General features: G+C 69.7%; 20 protein-coding genes and 1 tRNA gene. 8 read left to right on the top strand and 13 right to left on the bottom strand.

The features are described from left to right. Position 1: 1 nt before the first annotated feature. Positions 2-493 carry a c-type cytochrome gene (locus tag VEB62_RS03310; RefSeq protein WP_324795339.1) on the bottom strand — a complete coding sequence of 164 codons (492 nt, stop codon included), beginning with the start codon at positions 491-493 and terminating at the stop codon, positions 2-4. Positions 494-636: 143 nt separating this feature from the next. Between VEB62_RS03310 and VEB62_RS03305 the strand changes: the two genes are divergently transcribed. The 3 genes from VEB62_RS03305 (at position 637) to VEB62_RS03295 (ending at position 3,407) form a co-directional block, all read left to right on the top strand. Then, a complete protein-coding gene (locus VEB62_RS03305; RefSeq protein ID WP_324795336.1) occupies positions 637-948 on the top strand; it encodes a FeoA family protein in 312 nt (103 codons plus the stop codon). After that, on the top strand, positions 948-2,819 hold the full coding sequence (gene feoB, locus VEB62_RS03300) for a ferrous iron transporter B (RefSeq protein ID WP_324795334.1): 1,872 nt from the start codon (positions 948-950) through the stop codon (positions 2,817-2,819). Before VEB62_RS03305 ends, feoB begins: the two co-directional genes overlap by 1 nt. Positions 2,820-2,903: 84 nt before the next feature. Then, positions 2,904-3,407, top strand: a complete 504-nt coding sequence (locus tag VEB62_RS03295; protein WP_324795332.1) for a hypothetical protein — start codon at positions 2,904-2,906, stop codon at positions 3,405-3,407. A 155-nt stretch (positions 3,408-3,562) separates the two neighbouring features. On the opposite strand, the gene VEB62_RS03290 is transcribed toward VEB62_RS03295, so the two are convergent. The 3 genes from VEB62_RS03290 to VEB62_RS03280 all read right to left on the bottom strand — a co-directional run bounded on the left by VEB62_RS03290 (position 3,563) and on the right by VEB62_RS03280 (position 4,629). Further along, a tRNA-Thr gene (locus VEB62_RS03290) sits at positions 3,563-3,638 on the bottom strand. Between the two features lie 60 nt (positions 3,639-3,698). After that, positions 3,699-4,109, bottom strand: a complete 411-nt coding sequence (locus VEB62_RS03285; protein WP_324795329.1) for a DUF1761 domain-containing protein — start codon at positions 4,107-4,109, stop codon at positions 3,699-3,701. Positions 4,110-4,191: 82 nt separating this feature from the next. Beyond that, a complete protein-coding gene (locus tag VEB62_RS03280) occupies positions 4,192-4,629 on the bottom strand; it encodes an HIT family protein (RefSeq protein ID WP_324795327.1) in 438 nt (145 codons plus the stop codon). 104 nt (positions 4,630-4,733) lie between these two features. Between VEB62_RS03280 and VEB62_RS03275 the strand changes: the two genes are divergently transcribed. Beyond that, positions 4,734-5,093: a phage holin family protein gene (locus VEB62_RS03275; protein ID WP_324795325.1), complete on the top strand. Its 360-nt coding sequence runs from the start codon at positions 4,734-4,736 to the stop codon at positions 5,091-5,093. 1 nt (position 5,094) lies between these two features. Here VEB62_RS03275 and VEB62_RS03270 read toward each other — a convergent pair whose 3' ends face one another. The 3 genes from VEB62_RS03270 to VEB62_RS03260 form a co-directional block, all read right to left on the bottom strand. Then, entirely contained in the window at positions 5,095-6,246 is a 1,152-nt protein-coding gene (locus VEB62_RS03270) for a GNAT family N-acetyltransferase (RefSeq protein ID WP_324795323.1), read from the bottom strand. Continuing rightward, positions 6,243-6,701 (bottom strand): RidA family protein, encoded by a 459-nt coding sequence (locus tag VEB62_RS03265; protein WP_324795322.1) that lies wholly within the window; start codon positions 6,699-6,701, stop codon positions 6,243-6,245. Before VEB62_RS03265 ends, VEB62_RS03270 begins: the two co-directional genes overlap by 4 nt. 313 nt (positions 6,702-7,014) lie before the next feature. After that, positions 7,015-8,262, bottom strand: coding sequence for a DNA polymerase IV (locus VEB62_RS03260; RefSeq protein ID WP_324795320.1), 1,248 nt, complete (start codon positions 8,260-8,262; stop codon positions 7,015-7,017). A 335-nt stretch (positions 8,263-8,597) separates the two neighbouring features. Here VEB62_RS03260 and VEB62_RS03255 point away from each other — a divergent pair, with 335 nt between their 5' ends. Next, positions 8,598-8,984 carry a response regulator gene (locus VEB62_RS03255; RefSeq protein WP_324795318.1) on the top strand — a complete coding sequence of 129 codons (387 nt, stop codon included), beginning with the start codon at positions 8,598-8,600 and terminating at the stop codon, positions 8,982-8,984. Continuing rightward, entirely contained in the window at positions 8,981-10,342 is a 1,362-nt protein-coding gene (locus VEB62_RS03250; protein WP_324795317.1) for a PleD family two-component system response regulator, read from the top strand. The genes VEB62_RS03255 and VEB62_RS03250 overlap by 4 nt, the downstream gene beginning before the upstream one ends. 3 nt (positions 10,343-10,345) lie before the next feature. On the opposite strand, the gene VEB62_RS03245 is transcribed toward VEB62_RS03250, so the two are convergent. Next, positions 10,346-10,525 carry a hypothetical protein gene (locus VEB62_RS03245; RefSeq protein ID WP_324795316.1) on the bottom strand — a complete coding sequence of 60 codons (180 nt, stop codon included), beginning with the start codon at positions 10,523-10,525 and terminating at the stop codon, positions 10,346-10,348. A gap of 79 nt (positions 10,526-10,604) precedes the next feature. Continuing rightward, positions 10,605-10,772, bottom strand: coding sequence for a 50S ribosomal protein L33 (rpmG, locus tag VEB62_RS03240; RefSeq protein WP_003164451.1), 168 nt, complete (start codon positions 10,770-10,772; stop codon positions 10,605-10,607). A gap of 126 nt (positions 10,773-10,898) precedes the next feature. Between rpmG and VEB62_RS03235 the strand changes: the two genes are divergently transcribed. After that, on the top strand, positions 10,899-11,474 hold the full coding sequence (locus VEB62_RS03235; RefSeq protein WP_324795301.1) for a hypothetical protein: 576 nt from the start codon (positions 10,899-10,901) through the stop codon (positions 11,472-11,474). A 1-nt stretch (position 11,475) separates the two neighbouring features. Here the strand turns inward: VEB62_RS03235 and VEB62_RS03230 are convergent, their stop codons facing one another. The 3 genes from VEB62_RS03230 to VEB62_RS03220 are packed head-to-tail and all read right to left on the bottom strand — an operon-like array spanning position 11,476 to position 14,485. Continuing rightward, a complete protein-coding gene (locus tag VEB62_RS03230; RefSeq protein ID WP_324795299.1) occupies positions 11,476-13,320 on the bottom strand; it encodes a sulfotransferase in 1,845 nt (614 codons plus the stop codon). Between the two features lie 31 nt (positions 13,321-13,351). Beyond that, positions 13,352-13,762 carry a DUF5990 family protein gene (locus VEB62_RS03225; RefSeq protein WP_324795297.1) on the bottom strand — a complete coding sequence of 137 codons (411 nt, stop codon included), beginning with the start codon at positions 13,760-13,762 and terminating at the stop codon, positions 13,352-13,354. A 3-nt stretch (positions 13,763-13,765) separates the two neighbouring features. Further along, positions 13,766-14,485, bottom strand: a complete 720-nt coding sequence (locus VEB62_RS03220; protein ID WP_324795295.1) for an NUDIX hydrolase — start codon at positions 14,483-14,485, stop codon at positions 13,766-13,768. 47 nt (positions 14,486-14,532) lie between these two features. On the opposite strand from VEB62_RS03220, the gene VEB62_RS03215 reads away from it, so the two are divergent. After that, entirely contained in the window at positions 14,533-14,904 is a 372-nt protein-coding gene (locus VEB62_RS03215; RefSeq protein WP_324795293.1) for a VOC family protein, read from the top strand. A gap of 45 nt (positions 14,905-14,949) precedes the next feature. Here the strand turns inward: VEB62_RS03215 and VEB62_RS03210 are convergent. Next, positions 14,950-15,544 (bottom strand): S1 RNA-binding domain-containing protein (locus tag VEB62_RS03210; protein ID WP_324795292.1); only part of this gene is annotated, 595 nt, incomplete at its 5' end.

The following is a 15,544-nucleotide window of genomic DNA, read 5'->3' as shown; positions in this document are numbered from 1 at the left end:
ATCAGGGCCGGGCGGGCGGCGTGTAGCCCGTCTCTACCTTGAGGAAGGCGATGACGTCGCGGCGGTCGGTGGCGTCCGGGATGCCGGCGAAGCTCATCTTCGTGCCCTTCAGGAAGGTGCGCGGGTTCTCCAGCCAGTGGTCCAGCCGGTCCGCGTCCCAGGTGAAGCCCGCCTGTCGGACGGCGGTCGAATAGTTGTAGCCGGGGTGGCCGCCCGCCGCCCGTCCGAAGACGCCGTACAGGTTGGGTCCGGTCATGTTCGGCCCGCCCTCAGTGATCGTGTGGCACGAGCGGCAGCGGGCGAAAACACGCCGACCGTTGTCGAGATCAGCCTGATTATAGGGCGCGGGCAGGGCGGCCAGCAGAGCCGCCTTTTCCGGTGCTGTGGGAGCCGGACGGCGCGGGGCGGACGCGGCGCCGTCGCCGCCGTCTCCGCCCTCACTGCAGGACGCGAGACAGAAGCCGGCGAGGGCGATCAGGACAGGGCGATTCATCGAGGCCTCCGTAACGGGCCAGTGATAGCGCAACCCGGCCCGACGACAACGGCCTGCGACGCTTCAGCAGGGTGGACGGACGGCTATCGCACCTGATAATCACTGTCAGATAGGCGCATCGGTCGCGCCGTTGCGTGAGCGTCATGTCCGACACCATTCGACTCAGCCAGGCCCGGCGCGGTGATCGCGGCGTCATCGTCCAGGTGGGCGATCACTGCCATCACGATGAGCATGCGCTGGAGCTCGAGCGGCGGCTGCTGGAACTGGGCTTCGTCGAGGGCGCGCGGATCGAACTCCTGCACGAAGGGCTGCTGGGCCGCGATCCGATCGCCATGAAGGTGGACGACATGCGCGTGGCGCTGCGCCGGCACGAGGCGGCCGGGCTGATCGTCCGGATGGATGCCGCGGCTGCCGCGGTCGCGGTTCCCGCCGCCGCGGCGCAGGTTCCCGCCTGATGGATATGGCGGTTCGGAGCGCGCGCGTCGCGCTCGTCGGCAATCCCAACAGCGGCAAGACGGCGCTGTTCAACGCCCTGACCGGCGCGCACCAGAAGGTGGCGAACTACGCCGGCGTGACGGTCGAGCGCAAGGAAGGCTTCATCCGCGGCGGTGACGGACGGACCCTGTCGGTGCTCGATCTGCCCGGCACCTATTCGCTGCGCGCCCGCAGCCCGGATGAGGAAGTGACTCGCGACGCGGTGCTGGGGCGGCTGGCCGGCGAGACGCCGCCGGACGTCATCGTCTGCGTGGCCGACGCCACCAATCTGCGTCTGGTGCTGCGGCTGGTGCTGGAGCTGAAGGCCGTCGGGCGACCGATGGTGCTGGCGCTGAACATGTACGACATCGCCCAGCGTCAGGGGCTGCGGATCGATCTGGAGAAGCTTTCCGCCGAACTGGGCCTGCCGATCGTGACCACGGTCGCCACCCGCCGGCGCGGCATTGAGGAACTGGTCTCGGCCATCGGGGCCGCGGCCGGGACCTGGTCCCCGACCGCCGGGATGGCGTGGGCTCCGCCGGACGCCGCCGCCCTGCGGGGCGCGGCGCGGGAAGCCGAGCGGATCATGAAGGCCTGCGTCCAGCCGCCCGAGCGGCCGGATACGCTGACCGGACGGATCGACTCCGTCCTGCTGCACCCGGTCGGCGGGCTGGTCATCCTGCTGGCCCTGCTGTTCGTGATGTTCCAGGCGGTCTTCACCTGGGCCACGCCGCTTATGGACGGCATCGAGGGCGCGCTCGGCCTGCTGGGCGCCTGGGTCGCGACGGCCGTTCCAGACGGCATCTGGCAGAGCCTGATCGTCGACGGCCTGATCTCGGGGGTGGGCAGCGTGCTGGTCTTCCTGCCGCAGATCCTGATCCTGTTCCTGTTCATCATCCTGCTCGAGGACTTCGGCTACATGGCCCGGGCCGCGTTCCTGATGGACAGGATCATGGGTGGGGCGGGGCTGCATGGGCGGGCCTTCATCCCCCTGCTTTCCAGTTTCGCCTGCGCCATTCCGGGTGTGATGGCGGCGCGGGTGATCGACTCCAAGCGCGACCGGCTGACGACCATCATGGTCGCGCCGCTGATGACCTGTTCGGCGCGGATACCGGTCTACACCCTGATCATCGCCGCCTTCATTCCGAGCCAGACGGTCTGGGGTTTCGCCAACCTGCAAGGGCTGGTGATGTTTGGCCTCTATGCGGCGGGGATTCTCAGCGCGCTGGCGGTGTCGTTCGTGATCCGGCGCATCTTCTGGCGGGGGGCGGTCGAGCCCTTCATGATGGAACTGCCCGCCTACAAGACACCGGATCTGCGCAGCGTGTCGTTCAATCTGTGGCTCCGGGCCCGGATATTTCTCGAGCGGGCGGGGCGGATCATCCTGCCGCTGATGGTGCTGGTCTGGGCGCTGTCGACCTTCCCCTATCCGCCCGAAGGCGCGACGGCGCCGGCCATCGACTACAGCTTCGCCGGCATGATCGGAAAGGCGCTGGAGCCGATCTTCGCACCGATCGGTTTCAACTGGCAGATGGTGATCGCCCTGGTCCCCGGCATGGCGGCGCGGGAGGTGGCGGTGGCCGCGCTCGGCACCGTTTATGCCGTGGCCAACCCCGAGACCGCCACGGCGGTCCTGGCCACCACGCTGGCCGGGCAGTGGTCGCTGGCGACCGGTCTGGCCTTCCTGGCCTGGTACATCTTCGCGCCGCAGTGCGTGGCGACGCTGGGCGTGGTCAAGCGCGAGACCAACTCGTGGAAATGGATGTGGGTGATGGTCGCCTATATGTTCGGCCTGGCCTATCTCGCGGCCTTGGTCACTTATCGCGTGTCGGTCGCGCTGGGGGGCGGTTAACCGCGTTCCTCCCTCGTCGGGAGAACCATGGTTGACAAATCGTAAGTAAATCGGCGATTCGTCCCCGGTCCGGGGAACCTATCGATGCTGTCGCCACTCAAGCCTCTGCTTTGCAGGCACGATTTCTACTGGTCCGAGCGCCATCGCTCGGATCGCTGCCGCCGATGCGGCAAGCGTCAGGCGGCCGAGGCCGCCGACGTTCTGACCGCAGAGCCGCGGGCCGCGGCGTTCACGGCGCATGGGGTCGCCGAGGCGCCGCTGGCGCTGGACGCCTTGCCCGAGTTCGAGCCCGCCGGGAACGTCTTCATCGATTTCGAAGAGCCTGGGCCGCGCGCCGCCGTGAGGTCTCCGAAAATGCTACGACCCGGAGCCAGGGCGCTGAAGACGCAGGCGCGCGAACGGCGGGACATGCTGCTCGGCCTGCTGGACCGGCTGGTCGAGGGGGCCAAGCCGACGCGGGAGGAGGCGATCGACGCCGTGCTTGCCGTGATAGAAGACGCGCATTCGGCCGATCCCGTGCTGTTCGGCGCGGAGGCGGCCGGGCATTTCGCCCGCCTGCATGACGCCCGATCGGCGCACCGATGCTGAGCCCCGCCGGGACGATCGCCCCGTCAGCCCGCCGCAGTCGAAGCCTGTTCACGCTCGTCCGGGGGCTGTTCTGTCGTCACCAGTGGGATACGAGCCGGAGCCGCAAGGGCACATTCGTGTGCCGGGGCTGCGGCGAGCGCAGGCTCTGACAGGACTGGTGCCGGTTGCAGGAATCGAACCCGCGACCTTCGGTTTACAAAACCGCTGCTCTACCAGCTGAGCTAAACCGGCGCCCGTCGTGACGGCGGCTCTTATGCTGGCGAGCAGCGGTTGACGCAAGCGCGACGTCCGTCAGGTTTTGGGCTTCATCTTCAGTCCGCCGATGATGGCGCCGCCGACGGCGTAGATGACCAGCAGATGGCTCCAGTCGATGGGCAGCAGGCCGATCGGCGCGGTCCCGTAGAGGAAGCCGTAGGCCGAGGTCATCAGGGCGAAACAGACGCCGGCGACGAGGCCGATCTTGAGCCCGGCCATCCAGCCGGCGTCGCCGTCGCGAGCAATGAACCAGCCAAGGCCGACCATGGTGACGAAGGTTTGCACGAAGCCGTACGCCATCGGCAGCATCGACATGTCTTCGCTCTTGGTCGTGTTGGTGAGCGCCAGCCAGGTCGCCTCGAAGATCAGGCCGTACCAGAGGAAGCCGATGAAGAAGGCGACCACGGTCGCCACGATGATGCCCATCCAGTTGAGTTTCGCGTTCATGGATCGCCCCTCCCAAGGCGTGCGGTGAGTCCGCTACCGGACGGAGGCTACCCTCGCCGCGACGCCCGTCAATGAACGTTGATCAGTCAAGGCCGGCGGCGATGCGATCGGCGAGGGCGCGCAGGGCCTCCGGCTCGGCCATCGGGGCGTGGCCGTGGCCCTTCATGGGGCGATCGAACCAGCGCGGGATGACGTGGAAATGCAGGTGGAAGACCGTCTGCCCGCCGGCCTCGCCATTCAGCTGCATGATCTGGAAACCGTCGGGATCCAGCGCCGCGACCACCGCCCGTGCGGTGCGCTGGGTGGCGGCGATCAGACGGGCCAGGGCGTCGGGCTCGATGTCCAGCAGGGTGCGGGCGGTCGAGGTCTTCGAAACGATCAGGACATGGCCCTCGGACTGGGGGAAGACGTCCATGAAGGCGAGGACGTGATCGTCTTCCCAGACCTTCACGGCCGGGATCTCGCCGCGCAGGATCTTGGCGAAGATGTTGTCGGGGTCGTAGGGGGCTTGCAGGGTCACGGGCGGCTCCGGGCGGCGTTCAGACGAGGCTAGCAACGGGGACAGGGAGAGGGGAGCCCCGGCCGCGTTCGGGTGTTATGGTCAAGGTCCAGAAGGAGTCGGCCATGCTGCGGTTCATCGTCCAGTTTCTCGTCACCTGCCTGGCCCTGTGGCTGGCGGCGCAGGTCGTGCCCGGCGTCGGGTTCAGTGATACGCCCACGCTGCTGCTGGCCGCGATCCTGCTGGGGATCGCCAACATCATCGTGCGGCCGATCCTGACCGTCCTGACCTTTCCGCTGACGATCATCACCTTCGGTCTGTTCCTGCTGGTTGTGAACGCGGCGGTGATCGGACTGGTGGCGGTGCTGCTGGGCGGGTTCACGGTTGACGGCCTGTGGGCCGGCATCGGCGCGGCCATCGTCACCGGCGTGGTGAGCTGGATCGCCGGCTGGTTCATCGGCGGCGACGGACGGCGGATCGACTGAGTCATCCCAGGTCCTTGCGGAAGGGCGACAGCTCGGCGGCCATGGCGTCGATCTCGGCGTCGACGGCCGGGCGTTCGCGCTCCAGATAGTCGGCGACGGGCGCCCGCAGGGCCGGGTCGGCGATCCAGTGGGCGGACCAGACCGGGGAGGGCAGGTAGCCGCGGGCGATCTTGTGCTCGCCCTGGGCCCCGGCCTCGACTCGCGACAGGCCGCGCCCGATGGCGAACTCGATGGCCCGGTAGTAGCAGAGCTCGAAGTGGAGGAAGGGCACGTCGTCCAGCGCGCCCCACTGGCGGCCGTAGAGGGCGTCGCGGCCGATCAGATTCAGCGCCCCGGCGATCGGGATCCCGTCACGGAAGGCCATGACCAGGGCGATGCGGTCGGCCATGGTCGCGCCGATCCGGCCGAAGAAGTCGCGGGTCAGATAGGGCCGGCCCCATTTGCGCGAGCCGGTGTCCATGTAGAAGGCAAAGAAGGCGTCCCAGTGGGCTTCCTCGATGTCGGCCCCGGTGAGGACGCGGATGTCGAGCCCGGCCTGCGCCTCGCGGCGTTCGCGGCGGACGGTCTTGCGACGGCTCGAGGACAGGGCCGAGAGGAAGTCGTCGAAGGTCTGGTAGCCGCCGTTGCGCCAGACGTACTGCATATCCTGGCGCTGGAGCAGGCCAGCCTCGCCCAGGGCGCGCCACTCGTCGTGGGTGGGGAAGTTGATGTGCAGGGAGGAGACGCCGAGCCGGTCGGTCAAGGCCAGCGCGCCCTGCAGCAGCGCCTCGCGCACGGTTCCGGCGTCGGCGTCGGGATGGGCGAGGAAGCGGGGGCCGGTGACCGGGGTGAAGGGCACGGCGGCCAGCAGCTTGGGATAGTAGAGGCCGCCGGCGCGCTCGTAGGCGTCGGCCCAGCTGTGGTCGAAGACGTATTCGCCCTGGCTGTGGCCCTTGAGCCAGAGCGGCATGACGCCGATGACGCGGTCCGTTTCGTCGTGAAGCGACAGGTGGCGGCCGGCCCAGCCCTCGCGCGGGACGGCGCTGCCGGAGGCCTCGCAGGCGTCGAGAAAGTCGAAGGAGACGAACGGGTCGCCGGACGGGGAGGCGCAGGCGTCCCAGGCGTCGCGGCCGATGTCGGCGACCCGATCGTTTACGCGCAGGGTGAAGGTCACCGCACCTCGACGATGGCGTCCACCTCGACGGCGAAGCCGAGGGGCAGCTTGTAGACGCCGACGGCGGAGCGGGCGTGGCGGCCCTTGTCGCCGAACGCCTCGACCATCAGGTCGGAGCAGCCGTTGATGACGGCGGGGATGGCCTCGAAGTCGCCAGCGGCCTGGACGAAGCCCCCCAGCTTGACCACCCGGACGACCCGCTCGAGGTCGCCGTCCAGCGCCGCGGAGATCTGGGCCAGCAGGTTGATCCCGCACAGCCGGGCGCCGGCCTGCGCCTGCTCGGGCGTGACGTCGGCGCCGACCGTGCCCTTGATGCCGCCCGAGGCGTCGTTGGACAGCTGGCCGGAGATGTGGAGCAGGTTTCCCGTCAGAACGTACGGGACATAGTTGGCCACGGCCTTGGCCGGTTCGGGCAGCTGGATGCCGAGTTCGGCGAGGCGGGCGGCGACGGTCATGGAAGGCTCCTGGTGCGGTTTGGGGGCGGTTTAGCGCGAGGGAAGGGCGGCGTCGATGCGGCCGGCGAGGTGGTTCAGACTCAAAACAGGGTCTGAACAGTCTGAAGAGTCTGACTCCGGGAACGCGGCGCGGGCGGCGCGGGCGGCGGTTCGGCTGCCAAACACCGGCGGTATTGTGCGGCGGCCGGCTCCTGTGGCGGGCAAATCGGATCGAGAAAAGGCCAAGCCCTTGGCAGCGCGGGATGTTTTCCAGCGAAGTCGACTATAATTCCGCGAATTGCCAGCACAGCGTCATCGCCCCCACCCGCTATCGTCACCCCTTCAGCGCCCGTCCCGCCACCACCGCGCCGGCGCCGAACTTCGCCCTCAGGCGGTCGATGACGGTTTCGGTCTTGAGGGCGCGGGCCTCGGCGGTGTCGAACAGGGCGGCGGGGCTCTCGACGGCGTCCTGGACATCGCCCATGCCGATGCCGATCAGGCGGTAAGGGCGGCCCAGTTCGGGGGCCATCAGCTCGCGGCCGGCGGCGAACAGGGCGCGGGCGGTCTGGACCGGTTCGGGCACGGTGACGCGGCGGGTGACGATTTTGAAGTCGGTGCGGCGCAGCTTGAGCACGATGACGCGGCTGGCGACGCCGTCGCGGCGGGCCTTGGACGCCAGCTTCTCGCACAGGGGCCAGAGCTCGGCCTCGAGATCTTCCGCGCGGGTCAGGTCCTCGTTGAAGGTGGTCTCGGCGCTCATGCCCTTGCGGTCGTGTTCGGGCTTCACGGCGCGGGCGTCGCGGCCGTGGGCGAGGTCGTGCAGGCGCAGGCCGGTCTCGCCATAGCGTCTGATCAGGTCGCGGACGTCGGCGGCGGCCAGATCGCCGACGGTGGCGAAGCCGTCGCTCTGCAGGGTCTTGCGGAACACCGGGCCGACGCCGGGCAGGATGCCGACGGGCTTCGGGGCCAGCAGGGCCCGGGCCTCGGAGCCGATGACCGAAAAACCGCGCGGCTTGTCGAGTTCGGAGGCGACCTTGGCGAGGAAGCGGTTGGCGGCGAGACCGATCGAGACCGTGAGGCCGGTCTGCTCCTCGATCTGCTTCTGCAGCCGGACCAGCTGGAAGGCGGGCGGGCCGCCGTTCAGGCGCTCGGTGCCGGCGAGGCCGATCCAGGCCTCGTCCAGGGACAGGGTCTGGACCAGGGGCGTCAGCTTGCCGACGGCGCCGAAGATGGCCTCGCTGGCGGCCACGTATTTGCGGAAGTCGGGCTTGATGACGACGGCGTCGGGACAGGCCTTGAGCGCCTTGAACATCGGCATGGCCGAATGGACGCCGTACTGGCGGGCGACGTAGCAGCAGGTCGAGACCACGCCGCGCTTGCCGCCGCCGACGATGACCGGGAGATCGCGCAGCTCAGGCCGGTCGCGCTTTTCGACCGAGGCGTAGAAGGCGTCGCAGTCGAGATGGGCGATGGCGAGGTCGGCGAGTTCGTCGTGGCGGACGACGCGGCGCGAGTCGCACGCGCCGCAACGCTCGACGAGGGCGTCGGCGGTCCACAGGCAGTCGCGGCAGATGGATTTCATCGGGACGGGGTCATGGCGGGGCGGAGTATCGGCTCTATTCCCGCTATCGTCATCCTCCGGCAAGCCGCGCAGCGGCGCAGACCGGGGGACCCAGCGGCGCGCGTGAGCGCGACCCTGTCGAAGGCGCCGGTGGCGAGCATTTCGCCTTCGCTTCGCTGCGGCGCCGCTGGGTCCCCCGGTCTCGCTGCGCTCGCCGGAGGATGACGATAGCGGGAGGGACGCTCGCCCTTCGCTTCACGTCAACTTAAGAGACGCCGGGACAGAGTGCGTCTGAAGAAGGCGAGCAAGCCTCAGCGCAACCGCGCTTCCCAGGAAGCGAGTCAGGCCGGGTGATGATGTCGAAGACGGTCCTCATCGTCGAGGATAACGAACTGAACATGAAGCTCTTTCATGATCTGCTCGAGTCCCAGGGGTATCGCACCCTGCAGACCCGCGAGGGCCTGCAGGCGCTCGCCCTGGCGCGTCAGCACCGCCCCGACCTGATCCTGATGGACATCCAGCTGCCGGAGATCAGCGGCCTGGAAGTCACCAAATGGCTGAAGGACGACGAGGAGCTGAGCCACATCCCGGTGGTCGCGGTGACCGCCTTCGCCATGAAGGGCGACGAGGAGCGGATCCGGCAGGGCGGCTGCGAGGCCTATATCTCCAAGCCGATCTCGGTGGTGCATTTCCTCGAGGTGGTGCGCAAACACCTCGGGGCCGTTGAGGCAGCCATTCCATGACAGCGCGCATCCTTGTCGTCGACGACGTCGAGCCGAACGTCCGCCTGCTCGAGGCCAAGCTGACGATCGAATATTATGAGGTGCTGACCGCGATGGACGGCGCCACGGCGCTGGAGATCGCGGCGGCCGAGCGGCCCGACATCATCCTGCTGGACGTGATGATGCCCGGCATGGACGGGTTCGAGACCTGCCGGCGGCTGAAGGCCGATCCGGTGACGCGACACATTCCGGTGGTGCTGGTCACCGCGCTGGACGGCCGCGAGGACAAGATCAAGGGACTGGACGTCGGGGCCGACGACTTCGTCACCAAGCCGATCGACGACGTCATCCTGTTCGCCCGCGTCAAGTCGCTGGTGCGGCTGAAGGCGGTGATGGACGAGCTGCGCGAGCGCGAGGAGAGCGGTCGCCGGATGGGGGTCGATTCGGACGGGGCCGGGCGGCTGCGCGGCTCCGGCGGGCGGGTGCTGATCGTCGACGACAGCGAACTGCAGACCGCCAAGATGATCGAGCACCTGGCCAAGGAGCACCGGCCCGTCGCGGAGACCGATCCGGCCGCCGCCCTGATCGCGGCGCGGGGGCCGATCGACCTGATGATCGTCAACGTCTCGAGCGCCGGTTTCGACGGCCTGCGGTTCGTGGCCCAGGTGCGGTCCAGCGAGGCCTCGCGGCGGACGCCGATCCTGGCCGTGGTGGAAGCCTCGGACCGGCCGCGCCTGCTCAAGGCGCTGGAGCTGGGCGTCAACGACATCCTGCCGCGCCCGGTCGATCCCGAGGAGCTGATGGCTCGGGCCCGGACGCAGATCAAGCGCAAGCGCTACGCCGACTTCCTGAAAGAGAAGCTGGACTACAGCCTCGAGATGGCGGTCACCGACGCCCTGACCGGACTGCACAATCGCCGCTACATGGCCGGCCAGCTGCAGGCGCTGGTCGGGCGGGCGGCGCAGGGCGGGGACCCGGTCGCCGTGCTGGTCATGGACATCGACCATTTCAAGCTGGTCAACGACGGCTTCGGCCACGACGCCGGCGACGAGGTGCTGCGCGAGTTCGCGGTGCGGCTGGCGACCAATGTGCGGGCCATCGACCTGCCGTGCCGGCTGGGCGGCGAGGAGTTCGTGGTGGTGATGCCAGGCGCGAGCCTGGAGGACGCCACGCGGGTGGCCGACCGCATCCGCCGCGACATCGGGGGCCAACCGTTCCCGATCATGGGCGGGACGGAGGGGCTGACGGTCACCGTCTCGGTCGGCGTGGCGGCCAGCGTGGCCGGGGACACGCCGGACGCCCTGCTCAAGCGGGGCGACGAGGGGGTGTACGAGGCCAAGTCGCGCGGCCGGAACCAGGTGATCGCGCGGGCGGCCTAGGGCCTACCGGCTCATCCACGGCTTGGACTTGCCCGTCGCTATGCTGGCGGCCTGCTCGCGCTGGAAGCGGCCGCCGCGGGGCGGTTTGGGCCGGGCGTCGATGACGGCCTGCTTCAGGCGGAGGGCGCGCTGGATGGGGGTTTCCGGGGACGCATCCGGCTGGCCGTCGTCGGGATCGCTCATTCCGCAGCCTAGCACGCCGGACAACGAAAAACGCCCGGCCTTGCGACCGGGCGTCCGAAAATCCAGCGGGGGCGAACCCTTACTTGATCTTGCCTTCCTTGAACTCGACGTGCTTGCGCACGACCGGGTCGTATTTCTTGACGACCATCTTTTCGGTCATGGTGCGGGCGTTCTTCTTGGTGACGTAGAAGAAGCCGGTGTCGGCGGTGGAGTTCAGGCGGATCTTGATGGAAGCCGGCTTGGCCATCGGAATTACCTTTGCGACGGCGAAAGCCGCTGAAATGAGAGGCGCGGAACATACTCAGGCGCGCCCGGAAGTCAACCGGGCCAGATACGCGTTGAGCCGGGCCCCGGAGCGGGTCAGGGTGGGGGCATGAAACACCTCGCCCTCGCCGCCCTCGCCGCCCTGTCCCTGTCGCCGCTGCTGGCGGGTTGCGCAAGCACGCCGGAGCCGGCCGATCCGCAGGACGCCTTCATGGCGCGGCTGAACGCCCTGTGCGGACAGAGGTTCGAGGGGCGGGTGGTCACGACCGATCCGGCCGACGCCAACTTCGCCAGCAACCGGCTGCTGATGCATGTGCGCGACTGCTCGGCGGGCGAGGTGGGGATTCCGTTCGCGGTGGGCGAGGACCGGTCGCGGCGCTGGATCGTGACGCGGACGGCGACGGGCCTGCGGCTCAAGCACGACCATCGCGACCCCGAGGGCGTGATCCACGGCTATCACATGTACGGCGGCGACACGGCGGGCGAGGGGACGGCCGAACGGCAGGAATTCCCCGTCGACCAGGAGTCGATCGACCAGTTCGTCGCCGGCGGGGCGACCGTCTCGACGACCAACGTCTGGGCCGTCGAGGTGCATCCGGGACGGATGTTCGCCTATGAGCTGCGCCGCCCGGAGGGCCGCTTCCTGCGGGTCGAGTTCGACCTGACCCGGCCGGTGGCGGACTAGCTCAGCGGAAGGCGCGCAGGCGGTCCAGCAGCGGCGTCAGGCCCGGGATCAGCGGTTCGACCTCGGCGGCGTTCTTCTTCCACTTGCCGGCTTCGGGCGGGGTCAGGGTGTGGCGCGAGGGGGGCAGGTCGCCGCCGGTGCGCTCCGACAGCGCCGTGTCGAACTCCAGACCGGCGAAGTCGCAGACGCCGCGGATGACGGCGGCGGGATCGGCGAGGAAGTCGCTGTAGCGGACCACGTGGCGGCGGTCGGCCGGCAGCTGCTCCAGATCGTCCATGATGGTCTGGTTGGTGGTCGCCCACTGGTAGGCCGCGATCTCGGGCAGGGGCTTGCCCTTCAGCGCCTGCCAGCCGGGCGGCAGGAGCAGGGACCAGGGGCCGTCCCAGCCGGGCAGGTCCGGATAGGTGACCCAGCCGCCGGCGCGCCAGGCGTCGATGATGCTGGAGATGTTCTCCTCGGGCTCGCGCCACAGGAAGACGAAGCGGGCGTCGGGGAACAGGGCGTTGAAGAAGGGGATGCGCAGGGCGTTCTTGGGCGTCTTTTCGAGCAGGCGGATGGACGGCGCGTCGGCCGGTGCGCCGGCGGCGTCGACCAGCTTCCCGGCCAGGCGCGACTTCATGGCCAGGGCGATCTCGGGGGTCAGGCGGTCGGCGGTGAGGCGGTTGGAGTCGACGCCGGGCGCGCCGGGCAGGAACATGCGGAAGCCCTCGACCAGCCAGTGGGCCTCGCCGCCCGGATTGTGCAGCTGGGGGGTGACCGCGAGGGTCTCGAACAGGGCGGTGCTGCCCGAGCGGGGCGCGGCGACGATGATGACCGGACGGTCGTAGTCGGGGGTGCGCACGACCGGACGGGCAGCGGGCGCGGTGGCGGCGACGGGCGCCGCGGAAGCGCCGCCCAGGCCGGTGACCTCGGGGTTCACGGCATAGGCGCCGATGCGCTGGCCGATGACGCGCAGGACCGGCATGTGGTTCGAGCGAACCCGCAGATCGTCGCCGAGGCTCTGGACCTGCTGCAGCAGCATCTCGAGCCGCTTGCGGTAATGGGGGATGCCACGGTCGCTGTCGGCGAACAGGGACCACAGCTGACGCCAGTCCTGGCGGAAACCGTAGAGGATGCGTTCGTAGCGGCCCATCTCCTCGCGGCCGGCCTCGCCGGGTTTGAGCGAGATCGTCTCCCCGACGAGGTCACGCAGCAGATCGTCGACCTCCGAGGGCGGCATGACGCGGTAGACGTTGTGCTGCTCGGTGGCGATGCCGACCCGGGCGCCGGGCTGGTACGGCACGGTCTGCGGCGCGATCTCGCTGGTGGCGGCGGCGTGGACCATGTCCCAGAAGCGGCTGTTGCCGGTGGTGTCGGCGACGAGGTGGACGCGCTCGATGTCCGAGTTGTTCTCGACCTTGTGGGTGCGCCAGTTGTCGAAGATCCACGACTCGCCCTCGGCCATGTTCACGACCTGGTCGTCGCAGAAGAATTTGACGTCGGGCGTGGTCACGATCGGGATGTGCAGCCGGACCCGGTGGTACCAGTGGTAATTGATGTCGGTGTGCATCGGCACGGTGGCGCCGGGGCCCAGTTTCATCAGGCGGGAACGGCTCCAGACCACGCCGAAATGGGCCAGCACCTGCTGCAGATAGGGCGAGGCGAGCAGGTGGGGCGTCGGGGCCATGGCGCCGGCCACGTCGTCGTTCTCGCCGCCGCCGACGGTGATCAGGCGCAGGGCGCTGTTGCCGTCGAGGTTGTTGGGGTGGCGCACCCAGCCGCCGGCGGGCAGGGCCGCGATCTCTTCCTGCAGCCGCGCGGCGTCGAACCGGAACGGCAGCTTGATGAACGGGGCCTCGAGTTTCATGCCGTGGGCATACCGGCGGCCGGGGTCCGGGTCAAAGCGCGCGCCACGGCGCGACCGGCCGGACGGTGGCGCAGGCGGGCGAGCCGTCCATGCCGCGGCCGGGGAGGGTGGCCTCGAGGATGCGGCCGGCCCGGGCCTGATCGAGCACGGCGGGCGGGATGTCGTGGATGTCGATCTTGGCGCGGCGGCTCCACGGGCTGGCGTGATCGCCGGCCGAAATGCCGATGCGGATGTAGACGAAGCGTCGGTCGGGCCCCTCGCGGCGGACGAAGGGGCCGAGGAAACGGTTGTCGTTCGACAGGCGGATCGGCACGTCGAAGGACAGGGGTGCGTCTGCGGCGGTCACCGGCTCGAAGGGCGCGTCGTCCTTCTGCAGGCTGTAGCGGACGCCGGCGACCGGGTCGGCGATGGTCAGGCGCAGGGTGATCGGGCTGTCGGCCATGGCTCAGTCCTGGTGCTCCACCCTGTGCAGACCGCGCACCATGCGCACGAAGGGCACGGGGCGGTCCCGATGGACGAGGCGTTCGGCCACCTCGGCGAGGACGAAGCGGGTGATGGCGGGCAGGTCGACCGCGCGGGCCTCCTCCAGCGGCAGCCATGCGATCTCGTCCAGTTCGCCGGAGCCGGCAGTGGGGTCGGGATGCAGCAGCGCCGAGGCGTCGGCCATGAAGAAGCGGGCGTCGAAGCGGCGGGTGCGGCCGGGCGGAGTGATGGCGCGGGCGATGTAGGACAGGGCGGCGAGGTCGGGCAGGGCCCCGGCGGCGCGGAACTCGCGCCACGGCCCGGCGACGGAGGCGGGCGGGGCGGGTTCGGCCAGCAGCAGGCCGGTCTCCTCGAAGGTCTCGCGCACGGCGGCGAGGGCGAGGGCGCGGGCGCGGCGGGGGGAGACCTCGCGGGTCAGGCGGGCGGCGTCCACGGGAGGCAGTTCGCTGGCCGAGGCGGCGCCGGGATCGGCCCGCTCCACCCGGCCGCCGGGAAAGACCCATTTGGAGGCCATGAAGACGTGCCCCGGCGCGCGGCGGCCCATCAGGACCTCGGCCGAACCCTTCCGCACGCGGGTGAGGATCAGGGTGGCGGCGTCCTTCGGGCGCTGCGCCGAACCGGTGCGAGGGGCGTCCTTCAGGTCTTGCGCGGCGTCGAAGGGCTGTGAGATGGCGGCGGGCATCGGTTGTCTTTAGCATGGGCGGCGGCCGAGCCTACCGGGAGCCCGCCATGACCCTGCTTTTCGCCGAACCCCAGCTGTTCGTCACCAACCTCGGGGCGGCGCTGGACCACTATATGCGCCGGCTTGGATTCAGCCTGGCCTTCGCCCACGGCGAGCCGGCCTTCTACGCCCAGGTCATCCGGGACGGCGCGCGGCTGAACCTCCGGCATGTCGACAGCCAGCCGTTCGCGACGGGCTTTCGCGAAACCGAGGGCGACGTGCTGGCGGCGACGATCGCGGTCGACGACGCGGAAGCGCTGTTCGAGGAGTTCGGGCGCGCCGGCGTCGCCTTCCATCAGCCGCTGCGAACCGAAAAATGGGGCGCGCGGACCTTCATCGTCGCGGATCCCGACGGCAACCTGGTCCTGTTCGCGGGGTAGGCGAAGGCTGGCCCGCTACATTCCTCCCCCAAGGGGGAGGACCGGTTACCGCCGCTTGCCCTTGCGGACGCCCTTGAGACCGCCGGAGGGACGGCCGCCGCCGGGCGGCTTGGGACCGCCGGGGCGGTTGGCGCCGCGCTTGGGGAAGGCGCCGCCGCCGGGGCCGCGGGCGCGAACGCCGAGACGGGCGGCGGGGGCGTTGGGATCGCGCGGGGCGGGGTCGGAGAGCATTTCGAAGACCAGGCCGCCTGTGACCGGGGTGGCCTCGACCAGCTTGATCTCGACGGTGCGGCCCAGCGTCCAGCGCTGGCCGCTGCGCTCGCCGACGAGGGCATGGGTGCGGTCGTCGTGGTGGAAATACTCGCCGCCCAGGGTGGAGACGGGCACGAGGCCGTCGGCGCCGGTCTCGTCCAGGCGGACGAACAGGCCGAAGCGGGTGACGCCGGTGATGCGGCCGGTGAACGTGGCCCCGACCCGTTCGGACAGGAAGGCGGCCATATAGCGGTCCATGGCGGCGCGCTCGGCGGCCATGGAGCGGCGCTCGGTCATGGTCACCTGTTCGGCGATGGTCGGCAGTTCGGCGATCTCGCGGTCGGTCAGCCCGTCCTTGCCGAGGCCGAGGCCGCGGATCAGGCCGCGG

The sequence above is a fragment of the Brevundimonas sp. genome (assembly GCF_035626975.1).
Taxonomy (GTDB): Bacteria; Pseudomonadota; Alphaproteobacteria; order Caulobacterales; family Caulobacteraceae; genus Brevundimonas.
Note: the sequence above shows the minus strand (reverse complement) of the source record. Positions and strands in the feature narration are given on the sequence as shown.